A 19271-nucleotide genomic window follows, 5' to 3' on the forward strand; every position below is an offset into this window, starting at 1 on the left:
CGCCAAGCCATAGTGATACCGTTTTCATATTCATATTGTGAGGTCGCTTTTTCTTTTTGTCAAAAACGAAATGTTGGGAGGGTTAAATAAGTACATAAAATGTAACCGTTTTCTCCATGGTTTCTCCCTCTCCCCGAACCTATAATGAAGACAGTCCAAAACAAAAGCGGGCTGCTACAGATCAGATATGTAAACGGATTCATCGCAATTTATCGTTGTATACGACAAGGGGAGTGATCATGTGAAAAGGTTTATCGCCATGTGTACCGCCATTATGCTGATCGCCATTATGGTGACGGCATGCGGAAGCAAGAAAGAAACGGAATCCTCGCCATCCGCGTCTCAGCCGAATGCTTCGGAAACGGCTGCTAGCTCCGGAGCCGCGAAGAAAGATATTACATTGACTTATATTGCCAGCCAAGATTGGATCAAGGACGCGGAAATGGAGCTGGCCAAGAAGTTCGAGGAACAGACGGGTATCCATATCGATTATCAGATCATTCCGTCCGACCAATACTTCAACGTACTGAAAACGAAGCTCAATTCAGGTGAAGGCCCTGATCTGTTCGGCGGCCAAAGCGGAAAAAGCGAAATCAGTCTCAATTATAACGCCGAGAAAAACGCGGTCGACCTGAGCGACCAGGAATGGGTAAAACGGGAAGATCCATTATCCATCGATCAATTGTCCTTGAACGGCAAAGTGTACGCACAGACGATCTGGGATACTTCAAACAGCTACGTGCTCGTGTACAATAAGAAGATTTTCGCGGAACAAGGCATTAACGTTCCGACTACGTACGCGGAGTTCAAAGAGGCGGCTCTTAAAATCCAGAAAGCCGGAATCACGCCGATCTATGAGCCGGTAGCGGACGGCTGGCATCACGTATTGTGGTTTGCCGAGCCAGGACCGCAGTATGACAAGCTGCAACCGAACCTCTACAACGATTTGAATGCGAACAAAGTGAACTTCGAGACTAGCGCTCCTATGGCCGCTTCCCTTACGCAGCTTAAAGAATTGTACGATTTAGGGTTGTTCGGCGACAACACGCTTTCCGATACTTTCGCCGATACGGCTAACCAGATGGCAACCGGAAAATACGCGATGTCGGTGATGACCCAAGACCTACCTCAGCAAATCGAGAAAATCAATCCCGAGCTGAAAGCAACGGAATTCGGATTTTTCGTCATCCCGTTGGCGGATAACCAATTCTATTACGTCAATCCAGGCGGTCCGAGTAAATTCGTATACTCCGGCGGTAAGCATATCGAAGAAGCGAAGCAATATTTGAGCTTCTTGGCGGAACCGGAGAATCTGCAATACTTGATGGACAACACTGCAACTTTCTCTAACTTAAATTTCACCGGGCTTAAGGACAAATATACCGATGAACAGAAGAAGCTTCATGAGACTTACCCGGTCAAAGGAACAGACATTCAAGATTACGTAAACTACGTGAACCCGCAATGGATGGATATGGGCAAAGACATCGTAGGAATGTTCGGCGGCGCCGCGAAACCTGTGGATGTCCTCAAGAGCATCGACAAACGCAGAAGCGACATGGCTAAGATCGCTAAGGACGAAGGCTGGAATAAGTAAAATATAGCGAATGGAAACGACTGACCCTAATCCTGGTAATACGCATTCGGGATTAGGGTCATGTATTAACGAATTCCATGAGCATGCGGAGTTGATAGCATCATGTTGAGGAACAAAACATATCCGTTCTACTTTACGCTCTTAACACTCATCGTTTATACCGTGTTTCTGGTCATCCCTGGAATTATGGGCTTCTATTACTCGCTAACGGACTGGAACAGTTACTCGAGCGAGATTAACTTTATTGGGCTGGACAACTTCAAAACCTTGTTCTCCTCCGGCGAACATTATATGAGCTATGTCTACAACACTTTGAATTTTACGGTATCGACCGTCGTGCTTAAGACGGCGCTCGGCCTTCTGCTGGCGATAGCATTAAATGAAGGAATTAAGATGAAAGGCTTTCATCGGGTTATGGTGTTCATGCCCGCGATTATCCCGATGCTCGTCGTCGGTCTCGTATTCAAGTCGGTGCTCAATCCGGCGACAGGCCTCCTGAATGAAACTTTACGTTTTATCGGATTGGATTTTCTCGCTCAAAAATGGCTGGTCGACGTGAATTGGGCATTTAAGTCGATCATTGCGGTCGATACGTGGAAAGGCGTCGGATACATTATGATCATCCTGCTCGCCGGCCTGCAATCGATATCTAAATCCTACTACGAGGCGGCTTCTATCGATGGCGCGAATATTTGGCACAAGTTCAGATTCGTGACTTTACCATTGCTCATGCCGGCGCTTGTCGTGACGACCGTACTTAACTTGCTCTACGGCTTAAAAGTATTCGAAGCGGTCTACGTGCTCACGAACGGAGGTCCGGGTTACGCGACTGACGTGCTTTACACGGCCATATTCAAGGAATTCTCGATGGGACGTTATGGCGTGGGAACTGCGCTTTCTACCTTGTTGTTCCTGTTCATGACCGTTGCGGGATACTTTGTCATCCGCTTGATGACCAAAGGGGAGGAACAGTCATGAACAAGAACGTTCGTAGCGTGCTGATCAACGGATTGGCATGGGTGCTTAGCCTCACGATGCTAACGCCGTTGCTTCTTATCGTCGTGAACTCGTTCAAGACGCAGACGGAAGCCGCTCCCATGAAGCTGAGTCTGCCGACTCATTGGGAATGGGGCAATTATTCCGTCGTTATCGAACAAGGGAAATTAGTGACTTCGTTCTTGAACAGCTTGCTCTATTCCGCAACGTCAACCATTCTGGGGATCGCCTTAGCCTCGGTCGCGGCTTATATTTTCTCGCGGAATCCGACGAAGCTGAACAAATTCTTTTACTTCTTTCTCGTTCTGGGAATCGCGATGCCGATCAACTTCGTTACGTTAACGAAAGTTATGCAATATACGCATATCATTAACACCCAGTTCGGGATTATCGTTCTGTTGACGGTCATTTCGCTTCCTTTCACTGTGTTTCTTATGCACGGATACATCGGATCGGTCCCACGGGAGCTGGATGAAGCAGGGATCGTCGACGGCTGTTCACCGTTCAAGTTATTTTACAGGATCGTGCTTCCGCTACTCGCGCCAGTAGTCGCCACCGTCGGCGTACTGAACTTCATGAACGCGTGGAACGAATTCGTTCTCCCGCTATACTATTTGAACGATTCGGGCAAATGGCCGATGACGCTGGCGGTCTATAACTTCTTCGGGCAATTCCAAGTCAGTTGGAACCTTGTGTCCGCCGATATCGTGTTGACTACGCTTCCGGTTATCGTGATTTACTTGCTCGGACAGAAATACATTATCTCGGGCATGACTTCAGGTTCCGTTAAAGGTTAAGAGATTACTGCACCATACTTGCTAGGGAAGACACAGAGAGGATGAAAGGCAATGGCAGCATCAACATATCGAATGGGCGTAGTCGGTTTAGGGGAGGGGCGCAGCATCATGTCCGCGGCGCTGAGCAGCAGTCGTTGGACGCTGGCCAAAGTGTGCGATCTTAACCGCGAGTTGTGCGAGCACCGGGCGAAAGAATTCGATTTCCACGATTGGACGACGGATTATAATGAAATGCTGGAAGATCCGGACATCGACGTTATCGCGATTTATACGCCGGACCAGCTCCATTTCAGACATGTGTGCCAAGCACTGGAAGCGGGCAAGCACGTGATCTGCACGAAGCCGCTGCTTCCTTCCCTCGAAGGGGCGAAGGAGCTGATGGACGTACAACAGCGGACGGGCAAGCATGTATTCATCGGCCAAAGCTCGCGTTTCTTCGAGCCGATGAAGATGCAGCGCAAAGACTTCGAGGCGGGACGTAACGGAGACGTCGAGACCGTGGAGGCTTATTACATTACCGACGCCAGATGGTTCTTGGGGAAAGCTTGGAGCAGGCAGAAGGGCTTCAGTTGGATGTACAATTTCGTCATTCACGCCGTGGATATGGTTCGCTGGTACCTTCCGGACATCACGGAAGTGATGGGTTTCGGGCGCAGCAGCGCCAATAACGCGGCATTCGGACTTGAGACGTGGGATACGGTAAGGTTCCTGCTTCGGGATTCGAGCGGCAGAATCGCTACGGTGTCCGGGAGTTACACGCTCCCGATCTTGGACCTTGCGGCAGAGACGGCAATAGGCTGCACGATCCGGGGGACGAAAGGGACGACGAGGGGAGAATATCCGAACCTGCGTTACCATACGCACTTTGAAGACGAGGAGCCTGCGGTGCATTCAATGGATGATATGCATGATTATTACTTCCGGTTCGAAGGCATTAGCCACCACGCGGGAGAATATCAGAATTACATCGAATATTTCGCGGAATGTCTCGATCAAGGGATTACGCCTACGCCGAATATCGAAGAAGCCGTTACGACGCTTGCTTTAATGGAAGCGATGGAACGCACGCTCCGCTCGAATGGTCAAAGCGTGAAGATTAAAGACGTCCTGGACGAATATTGGGCTCAATTCAAGTAATTCCGAGAAGGCTGAGTTAGAGCGACGCGTGGTTCGTTTGCCTATCCCGATAGCTGCGGGGAGATTCGCCAGTCCACCGTTTGAATTGGCGGCTAAAGTGGGCGATATCCGTATAACCTAGCAGATTGGATATATGATCGATATTTAACGTTGTATCCCGCAGCAGACGCATAGCTTCTTCTTGGATCATGCGCGATAAGTATTGCCGCGGCGGGATGCCGTATACTTTCTTGAATAGGCGATTGCAGTGCGATTCGCTGATGCCTAACCTTCGGGCGATCTGGCTGATAAGCAGCCGACCTTGGTCGGGGTGCCCGTGATAGATCGGCTGTTTGGCCGCCGCCTGAATATAAGATTCGATTCGATGGGCTGTCTCCCAGTGAGGCAGCTTGTTGTCGTCTTGTTTGTCCTTCGAGGCGTTCAGCGTAACGCAGAGTTGCGCGATGATCTGGAAAAATAACGACTGTACGAGCGCCCGCGCGGTCAGGTCGAAGCGTTGTTCGGATACGACCCAATCGGCTAGCCGCTCGAGTAGGGGCTTGAGGCTTTCACCGTCCGGCGACGTGCCAGGAATTAGCGAGAGCTCGGTCGTTCGGAGTAAATGCAGAAGCGGTCGGTCGTCCAGCTCGAAATGCAAACAAAGGTAGGTAAAGCCCTCGGGGGAACCAACGCTGCTGGAATGGATATCTCCCGGACGGATCAACGCGAAATCCCCAGCCTGTTGGTGATAAGCTTTGCCATTAATATAAATAATTTGGCAGCCCTTCAACACATAATTGATCTCGTACTGTTTGTGCTCGTGGGAAGGGTAAACCCAATCCGCATTGACTTCCCTGACATGCAGGAAGGAAATATAGTGGGTCGATCGGAGATCGGGAATAAACTGCTCCATTACGCTGTTTTTCTGTCCTGTACGTAAGCTGCTGTCCATCTCCGACAACTCCCTCCATGGATTTGTAATCGTTTTATTATTATACATGGGATCGGCTCGATTTGGGTAAAAAGTTAGCGTGAAATGAGCATGGTTCTGCTAGAGTCTAGGTGTTAATTTGGGAGAAAGCCATATTAACGCAAAGGAGCGAAATATTGAATGAACAAGTTTTATAACGCTCATCACTCGCCAATCGGTGCTTTCGCTAGCTTTACTCTCGGATTTAGAGGAGCTAAGGGAGGACTAGGCCTCGAACTTGGTAAGCCGGCGGACCAAAATATTTACGTCGGCGTAGAAGCGGACAATGGAAACCAACTCTATCACGCGCTTCCGTTTTTCGCGAACGCTGTCGATGAAAGTAAGAGATACGACGTCGAGAAAGAAACCGAAAATAAATCAGGCGATACACGAATCGTTGCCTTCCCGCAGGAAGAGATTCAGCGGGAGTTCCGACTGGGGACGGACACTTGGCAAGCGGGGGATTTGACTTTCCGAGTATATTCGCCAGTTCGTTCCGTGCCCGATCCATCTACCGCTTCCGATGAGGAGCTTAGGGATGCCTTGCTTCCTGCGGTATTCGCCGAGTTGACGATCGATAATCGATCCGGGACGAGAAGCCGGAAAGCATTTTTCGGTTATCAAGGCAACGATCCTTACTCGAATATGCGCAGACTGGATGATACTACCGACGGCAAGCTGGCAGGTTTCGGACAAGGCTTGCTAACCGCTATCGCAACGGACGATCCGGCGGCGAATTCTGCGCTCGGGTTCGGCATGGAAAGAATACTTGGAGCCAAGTTGAAGGAAAACTGGACGTTCGGTCTAGGAATGACCGGTACCGTCGTCATTGACGTACAACCGGGAGAGATTAAGACGACACGTTTCGCCATCTGTTTCTATCGAGGCGGGGTTGCGACTTCCGGGTTGGAGACGAGTTACTATTATACTCGCTTATTCCCGAATATAGAGGCCGTCGCGGAGTATGCCCTATCACACTTCGATAAGCTGACGGAAGCTTGCGTGAGTTCGGACGATACGATCGCCGACGCCTCGCTCAGCGAGGATCAGAAGTTCATGATGCGTCACGCTTTCCGTAGTTACTACGGGAATTCGCAGCTACTCGCAGACAAGGAAGGAAATCCGATCTGGGTCGTCAATGAAGGCGAATATCGGATGATGAACACGTTCGATCTGACGGTCGACCAACTTTTCTTCGAGATGAAAATGAATCCGTGGACGGTTAAGAACGTGCTCGACCAATTCGTGGACAGGTACAGTTACAGCGATGAGGTTAGATTCCCGGGCGATGAGAAGCTTCATCCCGGAGGGATCAGCTTTACGCATGACATGGGCGTCGGAAACGTGTTCTCCAGACCTTCCTATTCTTCTTACGAGATGTTCGGCATCGACGATTGTTTCTCACACATGACGCATGAGCAGCTAGTGAACTGGATTCTATGCGCTGCTGTTTACGTCGAGCAAACCCGCGATGAGCAATGGCTAGGCAAACGATGGAAGCTCTTGGAGAATTGCTTCCAAAGCATGCTGAACAGGGATAATCCAGATCCGTTTAAGCGCAACGGCTTAATGAGCTTGGACAGCTCCCGCACGATGGGCGGGGCCGAGATTACGACGTATGATAGCCTAGATGTCTCCTTAGGGCAATCCAGGAACAATATTTATATGGCGGGCAAATGCTGGGCTGCGTACGTAGCTTTGGAGAAGCTGTTCCTAGGCCGCGGCTTAACGGAGCTTGCCAAGGAAGCCGGGCTGCAAGCGGAGCGCTGCGCCGTTACGATGACCGGCGAGTTGACGGATGGCGGTTATATTCCCGCGGTTATCGGCGAAGGGAACGATTCCCGGATCATTCCCGCGATCGAAGGCCTTATTTTCCCGTATACGACGGGATGTCGGGAGGCTCTCGAACCGGAAGGCCGTTTCGCGAGTTATCTGCAAGCTTTAAGAACCCATCTGGATACGGTACTCGTACCTGGAGTTTGTTTATTCGAAGACGGAGGTTGGAAGCTGAGCTCTACGAGTAACAATTCGTGGCTTAGTAAAATCTATTTGTCCCAGTTTATCGCTAGAAAAATTATGGGTGTTTCCTTCGGAGATTCCGGGCGCGCGGCAGACGCGGCTCACGTCGGATGGCTGACGCATCCCGAGTTATCCTACTGGAGCTGGAGCGACCAGATTCTGTCCGGGGAAATTATCGGCAGCAAGTATTATCCAAGGGGCGTAACCAACGTGTTGTGGCTGGAAGAGTAATACGTAGTTAAGGGATAGAAACGGGAAGGAGTGGGTGCGAACCCTCACCGTCCCGTTTCTGTTACGTTCAGTAACTTATAGGCGCCTTTCCTCGCTTTGCCGCATTCGACTCTTTACAGCTTGGGAATAATGGTGCAACAATAGCGAAACAATCCATTTCCGCTAGCCGGAGGAAAGGTTGATCGAGGTGTGGCTGCGCCAGATTATCAAATTCAATACGCTCCGTAACCAGATGCTGTTCGGATTTCTTCTCGTCATGATCATCATTCTCGCGGTTGTCGGGATCGTTACGTTCGATTCCGTATCCACCTTGCTCAAGAACAAGGCGGAAGTGCATATTCAGCAAACGGCGGTTCAAGCGAACGGAAGGTTGGAGGGAATTCTCGAACAGATCGATTCGCTTACGACGTTGGTCTCGACCAATTCATACGTTCAAAGCCTACTGCTTAAAGAACTAAACGGACAGCCGGCGACCTTTACCGAGCGGCAGGCGCTTCCGCCTATCGTAAATGTGATTCAAATCTACTCGGACGGCGTTAAATCCGTGGAACTCTATAACTATGACCGCAAGCGAATCTTTCCTCTCGATGAAGCCCAGCTCGAAGACAAGATCAGCGAGGAGAGAATCGCCCAGACAACGGCAGAGAAGGGCGGCATTATCTGGTTTGGTATCGATCCGGCGGATAAGGATTCCGTTCTGGCCATTCGCAGAATCAGCCTGATAGATAACAACTTCTCGTCGGGAGGTTATTTGTTGGTACGGATTAAACCCGACGTGTTCACTTTCCAGGAGCCGCTGTCCGGCGAAGGCGAACGCGAGACGATGTTGCTCCTTGGCAATGACGGACAAATTATTGCGTCGAATGATCCATCGATTTCCAAAGCCGATGCCGCCGCTTGGGTAGGATCCGAGAGTCAGACGGTAAATATCGGTAAACAATCGTATATCCTGGTAAGCCAGAAGTCCGATGTAACCGGATGGACTTTGTTCATTCTCACCCCGATCAGCGCGATTACGAAGGGGATTACCGTGTTGCGGACGGCGATCTTCGTTTCGGCAGGTATCGGAACATTGCTGTTCATATTACTCTCCTTGTTGCTCTCGACTATCATCACGAGACCGGTATTTAAGCTGATCAAGACGATGAGGGGTACCCGGTTAGGCGTGTTGAAGCCTACGGATATCGTTACGTCGACGATAGAGATCAATGAGCTCAACCACACTTATAACCAGATGGTAAACAACATCAACGAGTTGATCCGGCTCGTATACGAGAAAGAGTTGTTGCAAAGCCGAACGGAACTGAAGGCGCTGCAGGCGCAGATCAATCCGCACTTCTTGTTTAATACTTTGGAGGCGTTGTACTGGTCGCTTCAGGAAAAAGCGGAGGATGAGCTTGCGGAGTTCGTCGTTGCGATGTCCGATCTGTTTCGTTACACGATCGTGGGGCCGAATAAGGACGAATGGGTGTCTTTGGGAGATGAGTTGGAGCATATCGAAAGATATTTGCTGATCATGAAAATGCGTTTCGGAGAACGACTGACGTGGGACATTGTCACTTTGCCCGAATTCGATTCGGTTAGGCTGCCTAAGCTTCTGATTCAGCCGTTCGTGGAAAATGCCATCCTGCATGGCGTGGAAAATAATATCGGCCGGGGGACGGTCATCGTATCGGTATCGCGAACCGAGAATGAAGACGAGCTTGCAATCACCGTCGAAGATAATGGAGCGGGAATGGACGAAGCGACGCTACGGTCGGTTACCGAAAGCTTGGAGTACGGCCAGGTTCCTTCGACGAAAAAATCCGGCATGGGAATCGGCAACGTTTATCGTAGAATCAAGCTCTATTACGCTGACGATGCGAGAACGCCGGGTCGCATAGCCATTCACAGCCGAAGCGGAGAAGGAACGAGGGTCATTCTAACGATTCCAAGAGGAGCGGAAGGCAGTTATGAGAACGCAAACGATTATGATCGTTGACGATGAGCCGAGAACGAGGCAGGGACTGAAGAGAATTCTCGAAACCAAAGAGAGCGGGCGCTATCAGATCGTGATGGCTGACAATGGGCTTGCCGCGCTTGAGCTATTGGACAATCAGGAATTCGATCTCATCATTACCGATATTCGTATGCCTGGGATCAATGGCCTCAGCTTGGTGAGCCAAATCGCGGACAAGCAACTTCCGCATAAACCCGTTGTTATCTTGATCTCCGGTTACGCCGAATTCGATTACGCGCAGCAGGCGATCCAGCTAGGCGTCGTTAACTATTTGCTGAAGCCCATAAGCAAAGATAAGCTTATCGCCGCGGTCGAACAGGCACTCGAAGCCGGCGAGGAACGCAACCGCGTCAGCGTGATGAGCAAAATCGTAGATTCAAGGCTCATGGAGGAGGACTATTCCGCTCTTAGCAAGCCTATCGGAGATGCGCTCTTGTACGTGGACGAGCATATGGGACAAGTATTCGGACTGCGGGAGGTCGCCGACCATATCCAATTAAATCCGAGTTACTTCAGCGTCTTGTTCAAGGAACAAATGCATATGAACTTCAGCGAATACGTCACGCGGAGAAAACTTCAGAATGCCAAGGAAATGCTGCTTCGCACGAAGCTTCCGATAGCGGAAATCGCCGAAAGGGTAGGCTACCAGACGACGAAATATTTTCACAAGCTATTTAAAGAATACGAAGGGTGTAGTCCTGGCCAGTATCGTTCGGAAATATCGGAACAGGAATAGCTACCTAAAAATAGTGGACTAATATCTAATCGTTGTACCCTTATTCCCGATGGTTGCCCGGTGATACACTGGATCCAGAAGGAAAGCGCATACAACCTTCTCATACCGCCAAGGGGGAAAGAAACATGAAAAGAAAAATGTTAGCCGCATGTACTTTGATTCTCGCATTGGTATTGGTCGTTACCGCTTGTGGAAGCGGTTCCAACAACGGCAAAAAGAACAGCTCGCCGAGCAGCAGCGATAGCGGCGCAAGCAAGTCGTCGGATGAGAAAATTACGCTTAAGCTGATGCACTTGTGGCCGGACGGAAGCAACTCCGCGCAGAACAAAGTCATCAAGCAAATCATCGAAGAATATCAGAACGCTAATCCGAACGTCACGATTAAAACGGAAGTGCTGGAGAACGAACAATATAAGAGCAAACTGAAAGTTCTCTCGGCTTCGAACGATCTTCCGGACGTAGGTTTTACGTGGGCAGCCGGATTCATGGAGCCTTACGTGAAAGGGAACATGTTCACATCGCTGGATGATCTTCTCCAAGGCGATCTGAAAGATAAATTCGTCGCGGGGACGACGGACGGTTATGCGTTCGACGGTAAAACGTATGGTCTCCCGGTAGAATTGAACATTGTTCCGGTGTATTACAATAAAGAAATTTTCGCCCAGAACAATTTGCAACCTCCGCAAACTCTGGATGATCTCAAGAACATTATCAAAACCTTGAATGATAAAGGCGTTACGCCGATCACGCTTGGCGCTAAAGATGCTTGGACGGCTTCGTTCTGGTACATGTACCTTGTCGACCGCTTCGGAGGACCGGATCTGCTCGATAAATCGATCGCGAGCAACACATTCTCTGATCCATCCTTGATCGAAGCAGCTAAGCAAGCACAGGAACTTGTGGATATGAAGGCATTTGTCAAAGGCTTTAACGGCTTGTCTAACGACGAGGCCAAATCCGAATTCATGAACGGCAAAGCGGCTATGTACGCAATGGGAACATGGGAAGTGCCGAACTATACGACGAATCCGGACGTACCGCAAGAATTCAAAGACAAGATCGGCTACTTCAAATTCCCGACGGTATCAGGCGGCAAAGGCGATGTATCCGATTGGGTAGGCGGAGTAGGCGTAGGACTCTTCGTATCCGAGAAGTCCAAATACAAAGACGAAGCTAAGAAATTCGTAAGCTTCTTCGTTCAGAAGTGGGGAGAGCACTCCGTAACCGATGCGGGCATCATCCCTGCAACGAAAGTCGACACGACTACGGTCAAACTTCCGCAAATGTTCATCGACTTGCTGAACGAGCTGAATACAGCTAAGAAAGTTACGCTTTATGCGGACGTTCAAATGAAACCAGTCGCCTCCGAGGAGCATCATAACCTCGTACAAGCGCTATTCGGCAAAGCGGTTACGCCTGAGGAATTCGCGAAGAAACAAGAGGATGTATTGAAAGCCGGAAAATAAAGACGGGTAATGAAAGGGGGAAGGACGTACCGGAGCGTTCCGGCTATGTCCTTCCTCTTTGCATAGCATAAGGAGGCTAACCCATATGGAAAAAGTCATGTCAAACAAAGGAATTATAGCTCTCTACGTGCTTCCCTCTTTGCTCTTGATCATTGCTATCATTTATTTGCCGATCGTATTAACGGGATACTACGGGCTTATGCAATGGGACGGAATCAGTCCGATGACATTTATCGGTTTAGAAAATTACTCTACCCTTCTGCACGACGAGAAGTTTTGGAGCAGCGTGTATCATTCCTTCTTGTTCGCGGTTCTTTCAACGGTATTCCTGAGCGTCTATATGGCGGTTGCGTTGGTTCTGTCGGGCAACATTCGCGGAGCTAATCTATTTCGTAAAATTTATTTGCTTCCCATGCTTCTGTCATCCGTCGCCATCGCGCAGCTATGGTTGAAAATCTATCATCCGACAACGGGGATTCTTAATGATTTCCTGACTTCCCTCGGAGTAAAGGAAACGCCTGAATGGCTGGCGGATCCCTCAATCGTGCTAGGTGCATTATTCGTTCCGATCTTGTGGCAATACGCAGGGTTTTACATCTTAATCTATTACGCGGCATTCAAGAACATTCCCGCATCTCTTATCGAGGCGGCTCGCATAGATGGCGCTTCACCGATACAGATTGCCTTGCGGATTAAGATTCCACTTATCTCCGAGGTTATTAAGGTGACGATCGTGCTTGCAGTTGTAGGGTCGCTGAAATATTTCGATTTGATCTATGTCATGACCGATGGAGGACCGAACGGAGCGAGCGAGGTTATGGCCTCGTATATGTATCACAAGGCGTTCCGCGGATTCGAATTCGGATATGGCAGCGCGATCGGATTCTTCCTGCTTCTCATTTGCTTGGTGGCTACATGGGGAATTCGCAAGCTAACCGAAACGAAAGACTCGATCCAATATTCGTAAGAGGAGGAAATCCGAATGACAACCGCCAAAATGGCCGTAAGCAGCCGCACGAACTCTACATCCCGCTCGATCGGGGGCGGAATCGTCAACGGAATTTTGTACGCGGTGCTGATCATAGCGTCCGTAGTACAGATTCTTCCGCTCGTCTGGCTTTTGTTCTTCTCGCTCAAGAACAACCAAGAAGTGTTTAATCTTCCTCCGTTCTCATTGCCGACGAAGCTTCGTTGGGAGAACTACGAAAGCGTCTGGTCTCAGGGCAATATTAGCAAATACTTCATAAACAGCGTATGGATAACAGTCGTGTCCGTCGCGCTCACGATCCTGCTAGCTAGCTTCGTTACTTTCGCGATAACGCGTATGAAATGGAAGCTGCGGCCGTTCGTGCTCGGACTGTTCATGGTCGGAATGATGATTCCCGTCCATTCCACGTTGATTCCATTATTTAACCTGTTCCAGAAGCTTCATCTGACGGACAACCAAGCGAGCCTCGTCCTCTCTTATACGGCTTTTAACTTGCCGATTACGATTATGATTTTGTTAGGCTTCTATTATGCGCTGCCAAGGGAAGTCGAAGAAGCGGCCGTAATGGACGGGTGCAGCGTGAATAGGGTATTTTTCCAAATCGTGCTTCCGATGACCGCATCCGTGATCGTGACTGCGGCGATTATCAATATGATCTACAACTGGAACGAGTTTATTTTCGTTAATACGTTCATCAGCTCCGATAACCTGAAGACGCTCACCGTCGGCGTGCAAAATTTCGTCGGACAGTATACGACCAATTGGGGCGCTATCGGGGCAACGCTCATGATCAGCATTTTACCTATATTGCTAGCGTTCTTCCTACTAAGCAATCGGATCGTCGAGGGCATTGCGGCAGGATCCGTAAAAGGATGATGGAATACGATTGTGGAATCCCGGCAGCAATGCCGGGATTTACCCCGTAGTGTAGTTTGAATCGTTCGATGTAAAGTTTTCAAAGAAAAATCTTTAATTTATATGGTATACAAAGGTTTGATTCATCGATTAGAATGTTAGTCTAATTCAATTGTTCTAATCATGAATCTTCTGTCTCTTAATTATGGAAGCGATTACATTTTAGAGGCCGGGAGTGGGACATCTAGTGAAAAAAACGATATTAGTCGACGATGAATATTTCGCGCGCAAAGGTCTATTAGGTCTTATTCCTTGGGAGAAATATGGTTATGAAATTGTCGGTGAAGCGGAAGACGGCGAAGAAGCGCTTGAACTCATCGAGCGGCTTGTGCCGGATTTGGTCATCACGGATATCCGAATGCCCGTTATAGATGGACTTGAGCTCATCCAGACCATAAGGGAACGCGGAGACAAATCAACGAAGTTCATTATCATTAGCGGTTATGGAGATTTTAAATATGCTCAACAAGCGGTTAGGTTCGGAGTTCAGGATTATTTGCTTAAGCCGATCGACGAGATCGAACTGACGGATACCTTACAAAGAATCGCGGAGTCAAGCAAGCCAACTTGGGCGGAAGCTGGCGATCGTCTCATTCATTCTTCGCTGTTCGAGCGGCTGCTGTCGGGACAGTTGGACGATACGGGCATATCGGAGGCTGCGCGGATGCTAGGACTGTCGAAAGATAAGCCGATGCGCTATTTTACGCTGGAATTGAACGATGCTCCGACGATGCTAACCGAGGCCGATCGATTGGAACGATTGGAGATGGCCAAAGAGGCAGCGGGATCGGTTCTGGCCAGACGCTCGCCTGGAAAGGAGCCGTTCTTATATGCGCGCAGCTCATCGGAAATCGGTTTTCTGGCGTTAGAGACGGGAACGGAAAGTGCGATAAATCTCGCCGAAGAGCTTCTCCGGGCGATTAGCAAGAAGATCGAGGGAGAGGTACGTATTTATGTGGGGGCGACGTCCCCTGAGCTTACGCTCGTCAGGAATTCGTATTTGACCGCATTAGAAGCGATGGCCTATAAATACGCTTTGGAGGCCCGGCGCATAACGCTGTACGAAGAAACCAAGGACGTCGTATTACAGTTAAGGGATATCGATACATCGCTATTTTCCGGATTGATGGAAAGCTTGGAATTGAATGATAAGGAAACTATGGCCTTACACGTAGACCAAATGTTCGAGGCATTCAAAGAACACAGATTCACTCCGGAATCGATAACATCCTCGATATCCAGATGCGTGCATGGAATTACCCGCATTATTCAGACCATGCAAGGTAGCGAGAATACGATCGTGAACCTGAAGCCGATTATGCAATGGCAACATGAACCAAGAACGTTGCAAGGCGTGAAACGGCTGTTTATCGATTTCTTATCCGAATGCTCTGGCTATATCTCGGAACTGCGATGCTCCAAAGGAAAGGGAGATATCGGAAAAATCAAGCTTTACATCGAAAATCATTATAACGAGAATATGAGCCTGAAAAGCATATCCAAGCGATTTTATATGAATCCGGTTTATTTGGGCCAGCTCTTCAAGAAAACATACGGAGTGTATTTCAATGAGTTTTTGCTTCATATCCGAATAGACGAGGCCAAGAAGCAGCTCAGGCAAACCAATAAGAGGGTTTACGAGATCGCCGCGAACGTCGGATTCGGCAACGCGGATTATTTCGTCAGCCAATTCGAGAAGGTAGAAGGAAAAACGCCGACCGAATATAAGAATGCCATGATCGCAAAAGCTTAGACGGCTGCAGGAGGAACAAGGACTATGAAGTTGAGCGGCGCGCTCCACAATATAAGACTTAGAAATAAAATGCTGATCATTTACTTTTTATCCGTCCTTGTTCCGGTGATTCTCACGAACGTCATTTTTTATAATATTACGACGAACAACGTTAAGAAGCAGAAGATGCAAGATTTGTCGCTGGCTATCGAGCAGATGCGCAATGAGTTTCTGTATCAAATCGACGTAGTCGTCGGAATTTCAACCGTTCTATACAATGACTCGATATTAAACGGTTATTTGGACCAGCAATATGATATCTCATCGGACTATGTTTTTAATTATCACTCTTATATCACGGATATGCTGGAGAAATACGCGCCGGTGTATAGAGCGATCCAGAACATCAGTCTCTTCACGGACAACAATACGATTATTTACGGGGGATCCGTTCTTGCGATCTCGGATATAGAGAAAGAAGACTGGTATAAGAGACTGAAGAGCTCCAGAACCTCTAATCCGATCATCGTACGCGATTCTAACTCGACCATTCAACCGACGATCAGCATCGTTCGTAAAATGAACACCGCGGTCGGACAAGCCCACTATGAAAAAGTGATCAAAATCGATCTCCATCCCGAGCTGATCAAGCAAGTGTTCAGCAATTTGATGTTCGAAGGAAATGTAATCTTACTCGCGGACGATGTGGTGCAATATGAATCCTCGCCGGATGAGAATGAGGAGCAGGGCGACACGGCTCATCATGCAACGGAGGATGGCGCTATCGTGCTGGAAGAAAACTTTCCTTCCGTGGAATACCTCCAAGGCTGGCGCATCAGCGGTGAATTCCAAGAATGGAAAGTGCTTGAGGAGGTGCGAAAATCCAGAGAATTCGTTATTTATATGGCGCTCCCGAATGTCCTCGTTCCGACCTTGATCATTATTTGGTTCACGCGTTCGCTGAACGTTCGTCTCATTCGGATTCTGAAACAGATGAAACGCGTGAAAAATCACAGCTTCGAAACGATCGACAACGAGGAGACGAAGGACGAGATCGGTCAGTTAACGACGGAATTCAATCGAATGACTTCGCAAATCAGTAGTCTGATCCACGATGTGTATAAGGCGGATATCCAGAAGAAGGAGTTGGAACTGCAACGGAATCAGACCCAGCTTCATGCCTTGCAAAGCCAGATCAACCCGCACTTTCTCTTCAATTCGCTTGAAACGATCCGCATGAGGAGCTTAATGAAGTCCGAGAAGGAAACCGCCAAGATCATTCATCACATGGCGAAAATCTTCCGCAAATCTTTAACTTGGGGCAATGATTTAGTAACGGTGAAGGATGAGCTGGAGCTGGTTGAAAGTTTTCTTCAAATTCAGAAATACAGATTCGGGGATAAGCTGAATTATCGGATCGAAGCAGACGAGGCGAGCCTAGAGGAGTTAATCCCGAAGATGACGCTTCAGCCACTTGTGGAAAACGCGAGTATACATGGCATCGAGCCGATTAAGAACGGTGGAAAAATAGATATCCGCATCGAACGGAAAGCGGACAAATTGATACTAGCGATAATGGACAACGGCATAGGGATGGACGAGGAGCGGGTGAAACGGATTTACTCCTATCTGGAAAGCGAGGAGGTCATCGGGGAGCGAATCGGCATGCAGAACGTCATCTACCGACTGAAGTTGATTTACGGCGACCGTTTCCAGCTCTTGATCAATAGCGCACCTGGTAAAGGAACGTACATTCGTTTGCAAATTCCAGTCGAATGATAGGCTATTGCATTGACATATATATTTTTCACAATATGATCTATAGTTTATTGGGTAAACAAGGCCCCTGATTGCTTTTATAATGAAAGTGCTTACAAAAAAATAAATAACATCTTTGAAAGGGGCTCGAATCAATTGGCTAAGAAATTATTATTGACTTGCATGGCCGCAATCTTGGTGTTCACCGCCGCTTGTTCGAAAGACAACAAGAATAACGGGAACACTGCTGCGCCAAGCACGGTCGACGGCAGTCCTTCAACATCTGAAAGCGCTCCAGCTTCTGAAACGCCTAAGGATAAAGTGACTTTCACGTTCTTCAACGGCGTAGCGAACGCTCCGGACGCTAATATGAACGAAACGACAATCGGTAAAATCCTCGAAGATCAAACTGGCGTTAACTTCAAGATGGAACACTTGGTAGGCGACCTGAAAGCGAAAGTCGGTACGATGATCGCTTCCAACAACTATCCGGACGTCATCGATCCGGATGACGGTATCGCCCAGCTTCTTGACGCTGGCGCGTTTATTGACCTGACTGATTTGATTAATAAGAGCCCGAACGTCAAGCGCGTTTACGGCCCATATCTCAACCAAATGAAAGCGGCGGACGGCAAAATTTACTTCATCCCGTTCTCCAGCCAAGTCGGCGACTATACGCCTGATCCTGAAATCAACCAAGGCGCTTTCTGGATTCAACGCCGCGTGTTGAAAGAAGCGGGTTATCCGAAGATCAAAACGTTGGACGAATACACGAAACTGATCGAAGACTTCGTAGCCAAACATAAAGACGAAAATTTGACCGGACTCGTTTCCTTGACGCATGACTGGAGATTCTTCTCGACCTCCAACGTACCGATGCACTTGGACGGTTATCCGAACGACGGTAACGTCGAAGTCGACATGACGACGTTCGAAGCCAAAACGTATTACACGACCGACTCCACGAAGCGTTGGTTGCAAAAATTGAATGATCTTAATTCCAAAGGTCTGTTCGACAAAGCTTCCTTCGTAGACAACTTCGACCAATATATCGCGAAGCTCTCTTCCAAAAAAGTCGTCGGATTCTTCGACTACGGCTGGCAATCGGCCAATGCCCGCAACCTGCTGAAAGACGCTGCAAGACAGGATCCAACGCAAGACGATTTCGTATACTTCCCGATGCCGCTTACATGGGATGGCTCTAAAGACCAGCTTCTGGATCCTCCGGGATTCGTTATGAACCGCGGTATCGGCATTAGCACAAGCGCGAAAGATCCTGAACGGATCATGGCGTACTGGGATAACTTGCTGAAAGAAGAGAACCAAATCCTTAAAAGCTGGGGAATCAAAGGCGAAACGTACGAAGTGGACGACAAAGGCCGCTTCTACCGTACGGCTGAGCAAATCAAAAAAATCGACGAGCCGTTCAATTTGAAATTCGGCTTCAGATACTACAATTGGGATTGGCCGCAATACGGCACGAACTCCACGCTGACTGACGGCAACGCGTTCGCGCCTGGCTACCAACCAGAAGTATTCCAAATGAACTTGACGGATGCGGACAAATCGATTCTCGACAAATACGGCGTCAAAACGTACTCCGAGCTCTTCGCTGCTCCGGATAACCGTCCATGGTACCCTGCTTGGGGGATTCCGAAACCGCAAGGCTCGCCTGAACAAATTTGGGAAACGACGAAAGACGAAGTTACGAAGAAGTACTACCCGAAACTCGTCCTGGCGAAACCGGCCGAATTCGATAAAATTTGGGACCAATACTTAGCCGCGTTCGGCAAGCTTGACACGGCTGGATATGAAAAGTGGTATACGGAACAAATTAAAGCCGCTATCGAAGCTGCCAAGTAACCTAATATTAGTAATAAGCGAAAGGGCGGCTTATGCGTGCTGTTAGCTCGCACAAGCCGCCTTTCGCGTATTCCATTAGTAAGGTCCG

Annotated in this window: 14 protein-coding genes; 13 read left to right on the forward strand and 1 reads right to left on the reverse strand. The window is 48.8% G+C overall.

The genetic code is table 11. The features are described from left to right. Nucleotides 1–241 precede the first annotated feature (241 nt). From L3D05_RS24760 to L3D05_RS24775, 4 genes are all read left to right on the forward strand, one after another. Nucleotides 242–1597, forward strand: a complete 1356-nt coding sequence (locus tag L3D05_RS24760) for an ABC transporter substrate-binding protein (RefSeq protein ID WP_239619057.1) — start codon at nucleotides 242–244, stop codon at nucleotides 1595–1597. Nucleotides 1598–1699: 102 nt separating this feature from the next. Next, complete coding sequence (locus tag L3D05_RS24765; RefSeq protein ID WP_239619058.1) at nucleotides 1700–2575, forward strand: carbohydrate ABC transporter permease; 876 nt, start codon at nucleotides 1700–1702, stop codon at nucleotides 2573–2575. Then, the gene (locus tag L3D05_RS24770; protein ID WP_239619059.1) at nucleotides 2572–3390 is read left to right on the forward strand and encodes a carbohydrate ABC transporter permease; all 819 of its coding nucleotides are present in this window, start codon (nucleotides 2572–2574) and stop codon (nucleotides 3388–3390) included. Before L3D05_RS24765 ends, L3D05_RS24770 begins: the two co-directional genes overlap by 4 nt. Before the next feature lie 51 nt (nucleotides 3391–3441). Beyond that, the gene (locus L3D05_RS24775; protein ID WP_239619060.1) at nucleotides 3442–4527 is read left to right on the forward strand and encodes a Gfo/Idh/MocA family protein; all 1086 of its coding nucleotides are present in this window, start codon (nucleotides 3442–3444) and stop codon (nucleotides 4525–4527) included. A 16-nt stretch (nucleotides 4528–4543) separates the two neighbouring features. Here the strand turns inward: L3D05_RS24775 and L3D05_RS24780 are convergent, their stop codons facing one another. Next, entirely contained in the window at nucleotides 4544–5458 is a 915-nt protein-coding gene (locus tag L3D05_RS24780) for an AraC family transcriptional regulator (protein ID WP_239619061.1), read from the reverse strand. A 159-nt stretch (nucleotides 5459–5617) separates the two neighbouring features. Here L3D05_RS24780 and L3D05_RS24785 point away from each other — a divergent pair, with 159 nt between their 5' ends. The 9 genes from L3D05_RS24785 to L3D05_RS24825 all read left to right on the forward strand — a co-directional run bounded on the left by L3D05_RS24785 (nucleotide 5618) and on the right by L3D05_RS24825 (nucleotide 19183). Continuing rightward, nucleotides 5618–7726, forward strand: a complete 2109-nt coding sequence (locus L3D05_RS24785; RefSeq protein ID WP_239619062.1) for a glycoside hydrolase family 52 protein — start codon at nucleotides 5618–5620, stop codon at nucleotides 7724–7726. A gap of 187 nt (nucleotides 7727–7913) precedes the next feature. Further along, nucleotides 7914–9707 carry a cache domain-containing sensor histidine kinase gene (locus L3D05_RS24790; protein ID WP_239619082.1) on the forward strand — a complete coding sequence of 598 codons (1794 nt, stop codon included), beginning with the start codon at nucleotides 7914–7916 and terminating at the stop codon, nucleotides 9705–9707. Beyond that, a complete protein-coding gene (locus L3D05_RS24795) occupies nucleotides 9679–10461 on the forward strand; it encodes a response regulator transcription factor (RefSeq protein ID WP_239619063.1) in 783 nt (260 codons plus the stop codon). Before L3D05_RS24790 ends, L3D05_RS24795 begins: the two co-directional genes overlap by 29 nt. Before the next feature lie 125 nt (nucleotides 10462–10586). Beyond that, nucleotides 10587–11927, forward strand: a complete 1341-nt coding sequence (locus tag L3D05_RS24800; protein WP_239619064.1) for an extracellular solute-binding protein — start codon at nucleotides 10587–10589, stop codon at nucleotides 11925–11927. A gap of 85 nt (nucleotides 11928–12012) precedes the next feature. Continuing rightward, entirely contained in the window at nucleotides 12013–12894 is an 882-nt protein-coding gene (locus tag L3D05_RS24805; RefSeq protein WP_239619065.1) for a carbohydrate ABC transporter permease, read from the forward strand. A gap of 15 nt (nucleotides 12895–12909) precedes the next feature. After that, on the forward strand, nucleotides 12910–13791 hold the full coding sequence (locus L3D05_RS24810) for a carbohydrate ABC transporter permease (protein WP_439647982.1): 882 nt from the start codon (nucleotides 12910–12912) through the stop codon (nucleotides 13789–13791). A gap of 226 nt (nucleotides 13792–14017) precedes the next feature. Further along, nucleotides 14018–15583 carry a response regulator gene (locus L3D05_RS26840; RefSeq protein ID WP_239619066.1) on the forward strand — a complete coding sequence of 522 codons (1566 nt, stop codon included), beginning with the start codon at nucleotides 14018–14020 and terminating at the stop codon, nucleotides 15581–15583. A gap of 24 nt (nucleotides 15584–15607) precedes the next feature. Further along, nucleotides 15608–17341, forward strand: coding sequence for a sensor histidine kinase (locus L3D05_RS24820; protein ID WP_239619067.1), 1734 nt, complete (start codon nucleotides 15608–15610; stop codon nucleotides 17339–17341). Between the two features lie 135 nt (nucleotides 17342–17476). Continuing rightward, nucleotides 17477–19183 (forward strand): type 2 periplasmic-binding domain-containing protein, encoded by a 1707-nt coding sequence (locus L3D05_RS24825; RefSeq protein WP_439647983.1) that lies wholly within the window; start codon nucleotides 17477–17479, stop codon nucleotides 19181–19183. Nucleotides 19184–19271: the final 88 nt, after the last annotated feature.

The organism is Cohnella mopanensis (assembly GCF_022352055.1).
GTDB classification, from domain to species: Bacteria; Bacillota; Bacilli; order Paenibacillales; family Paenibacillaceae; genus Cohnella; species Cohnella mopanensis.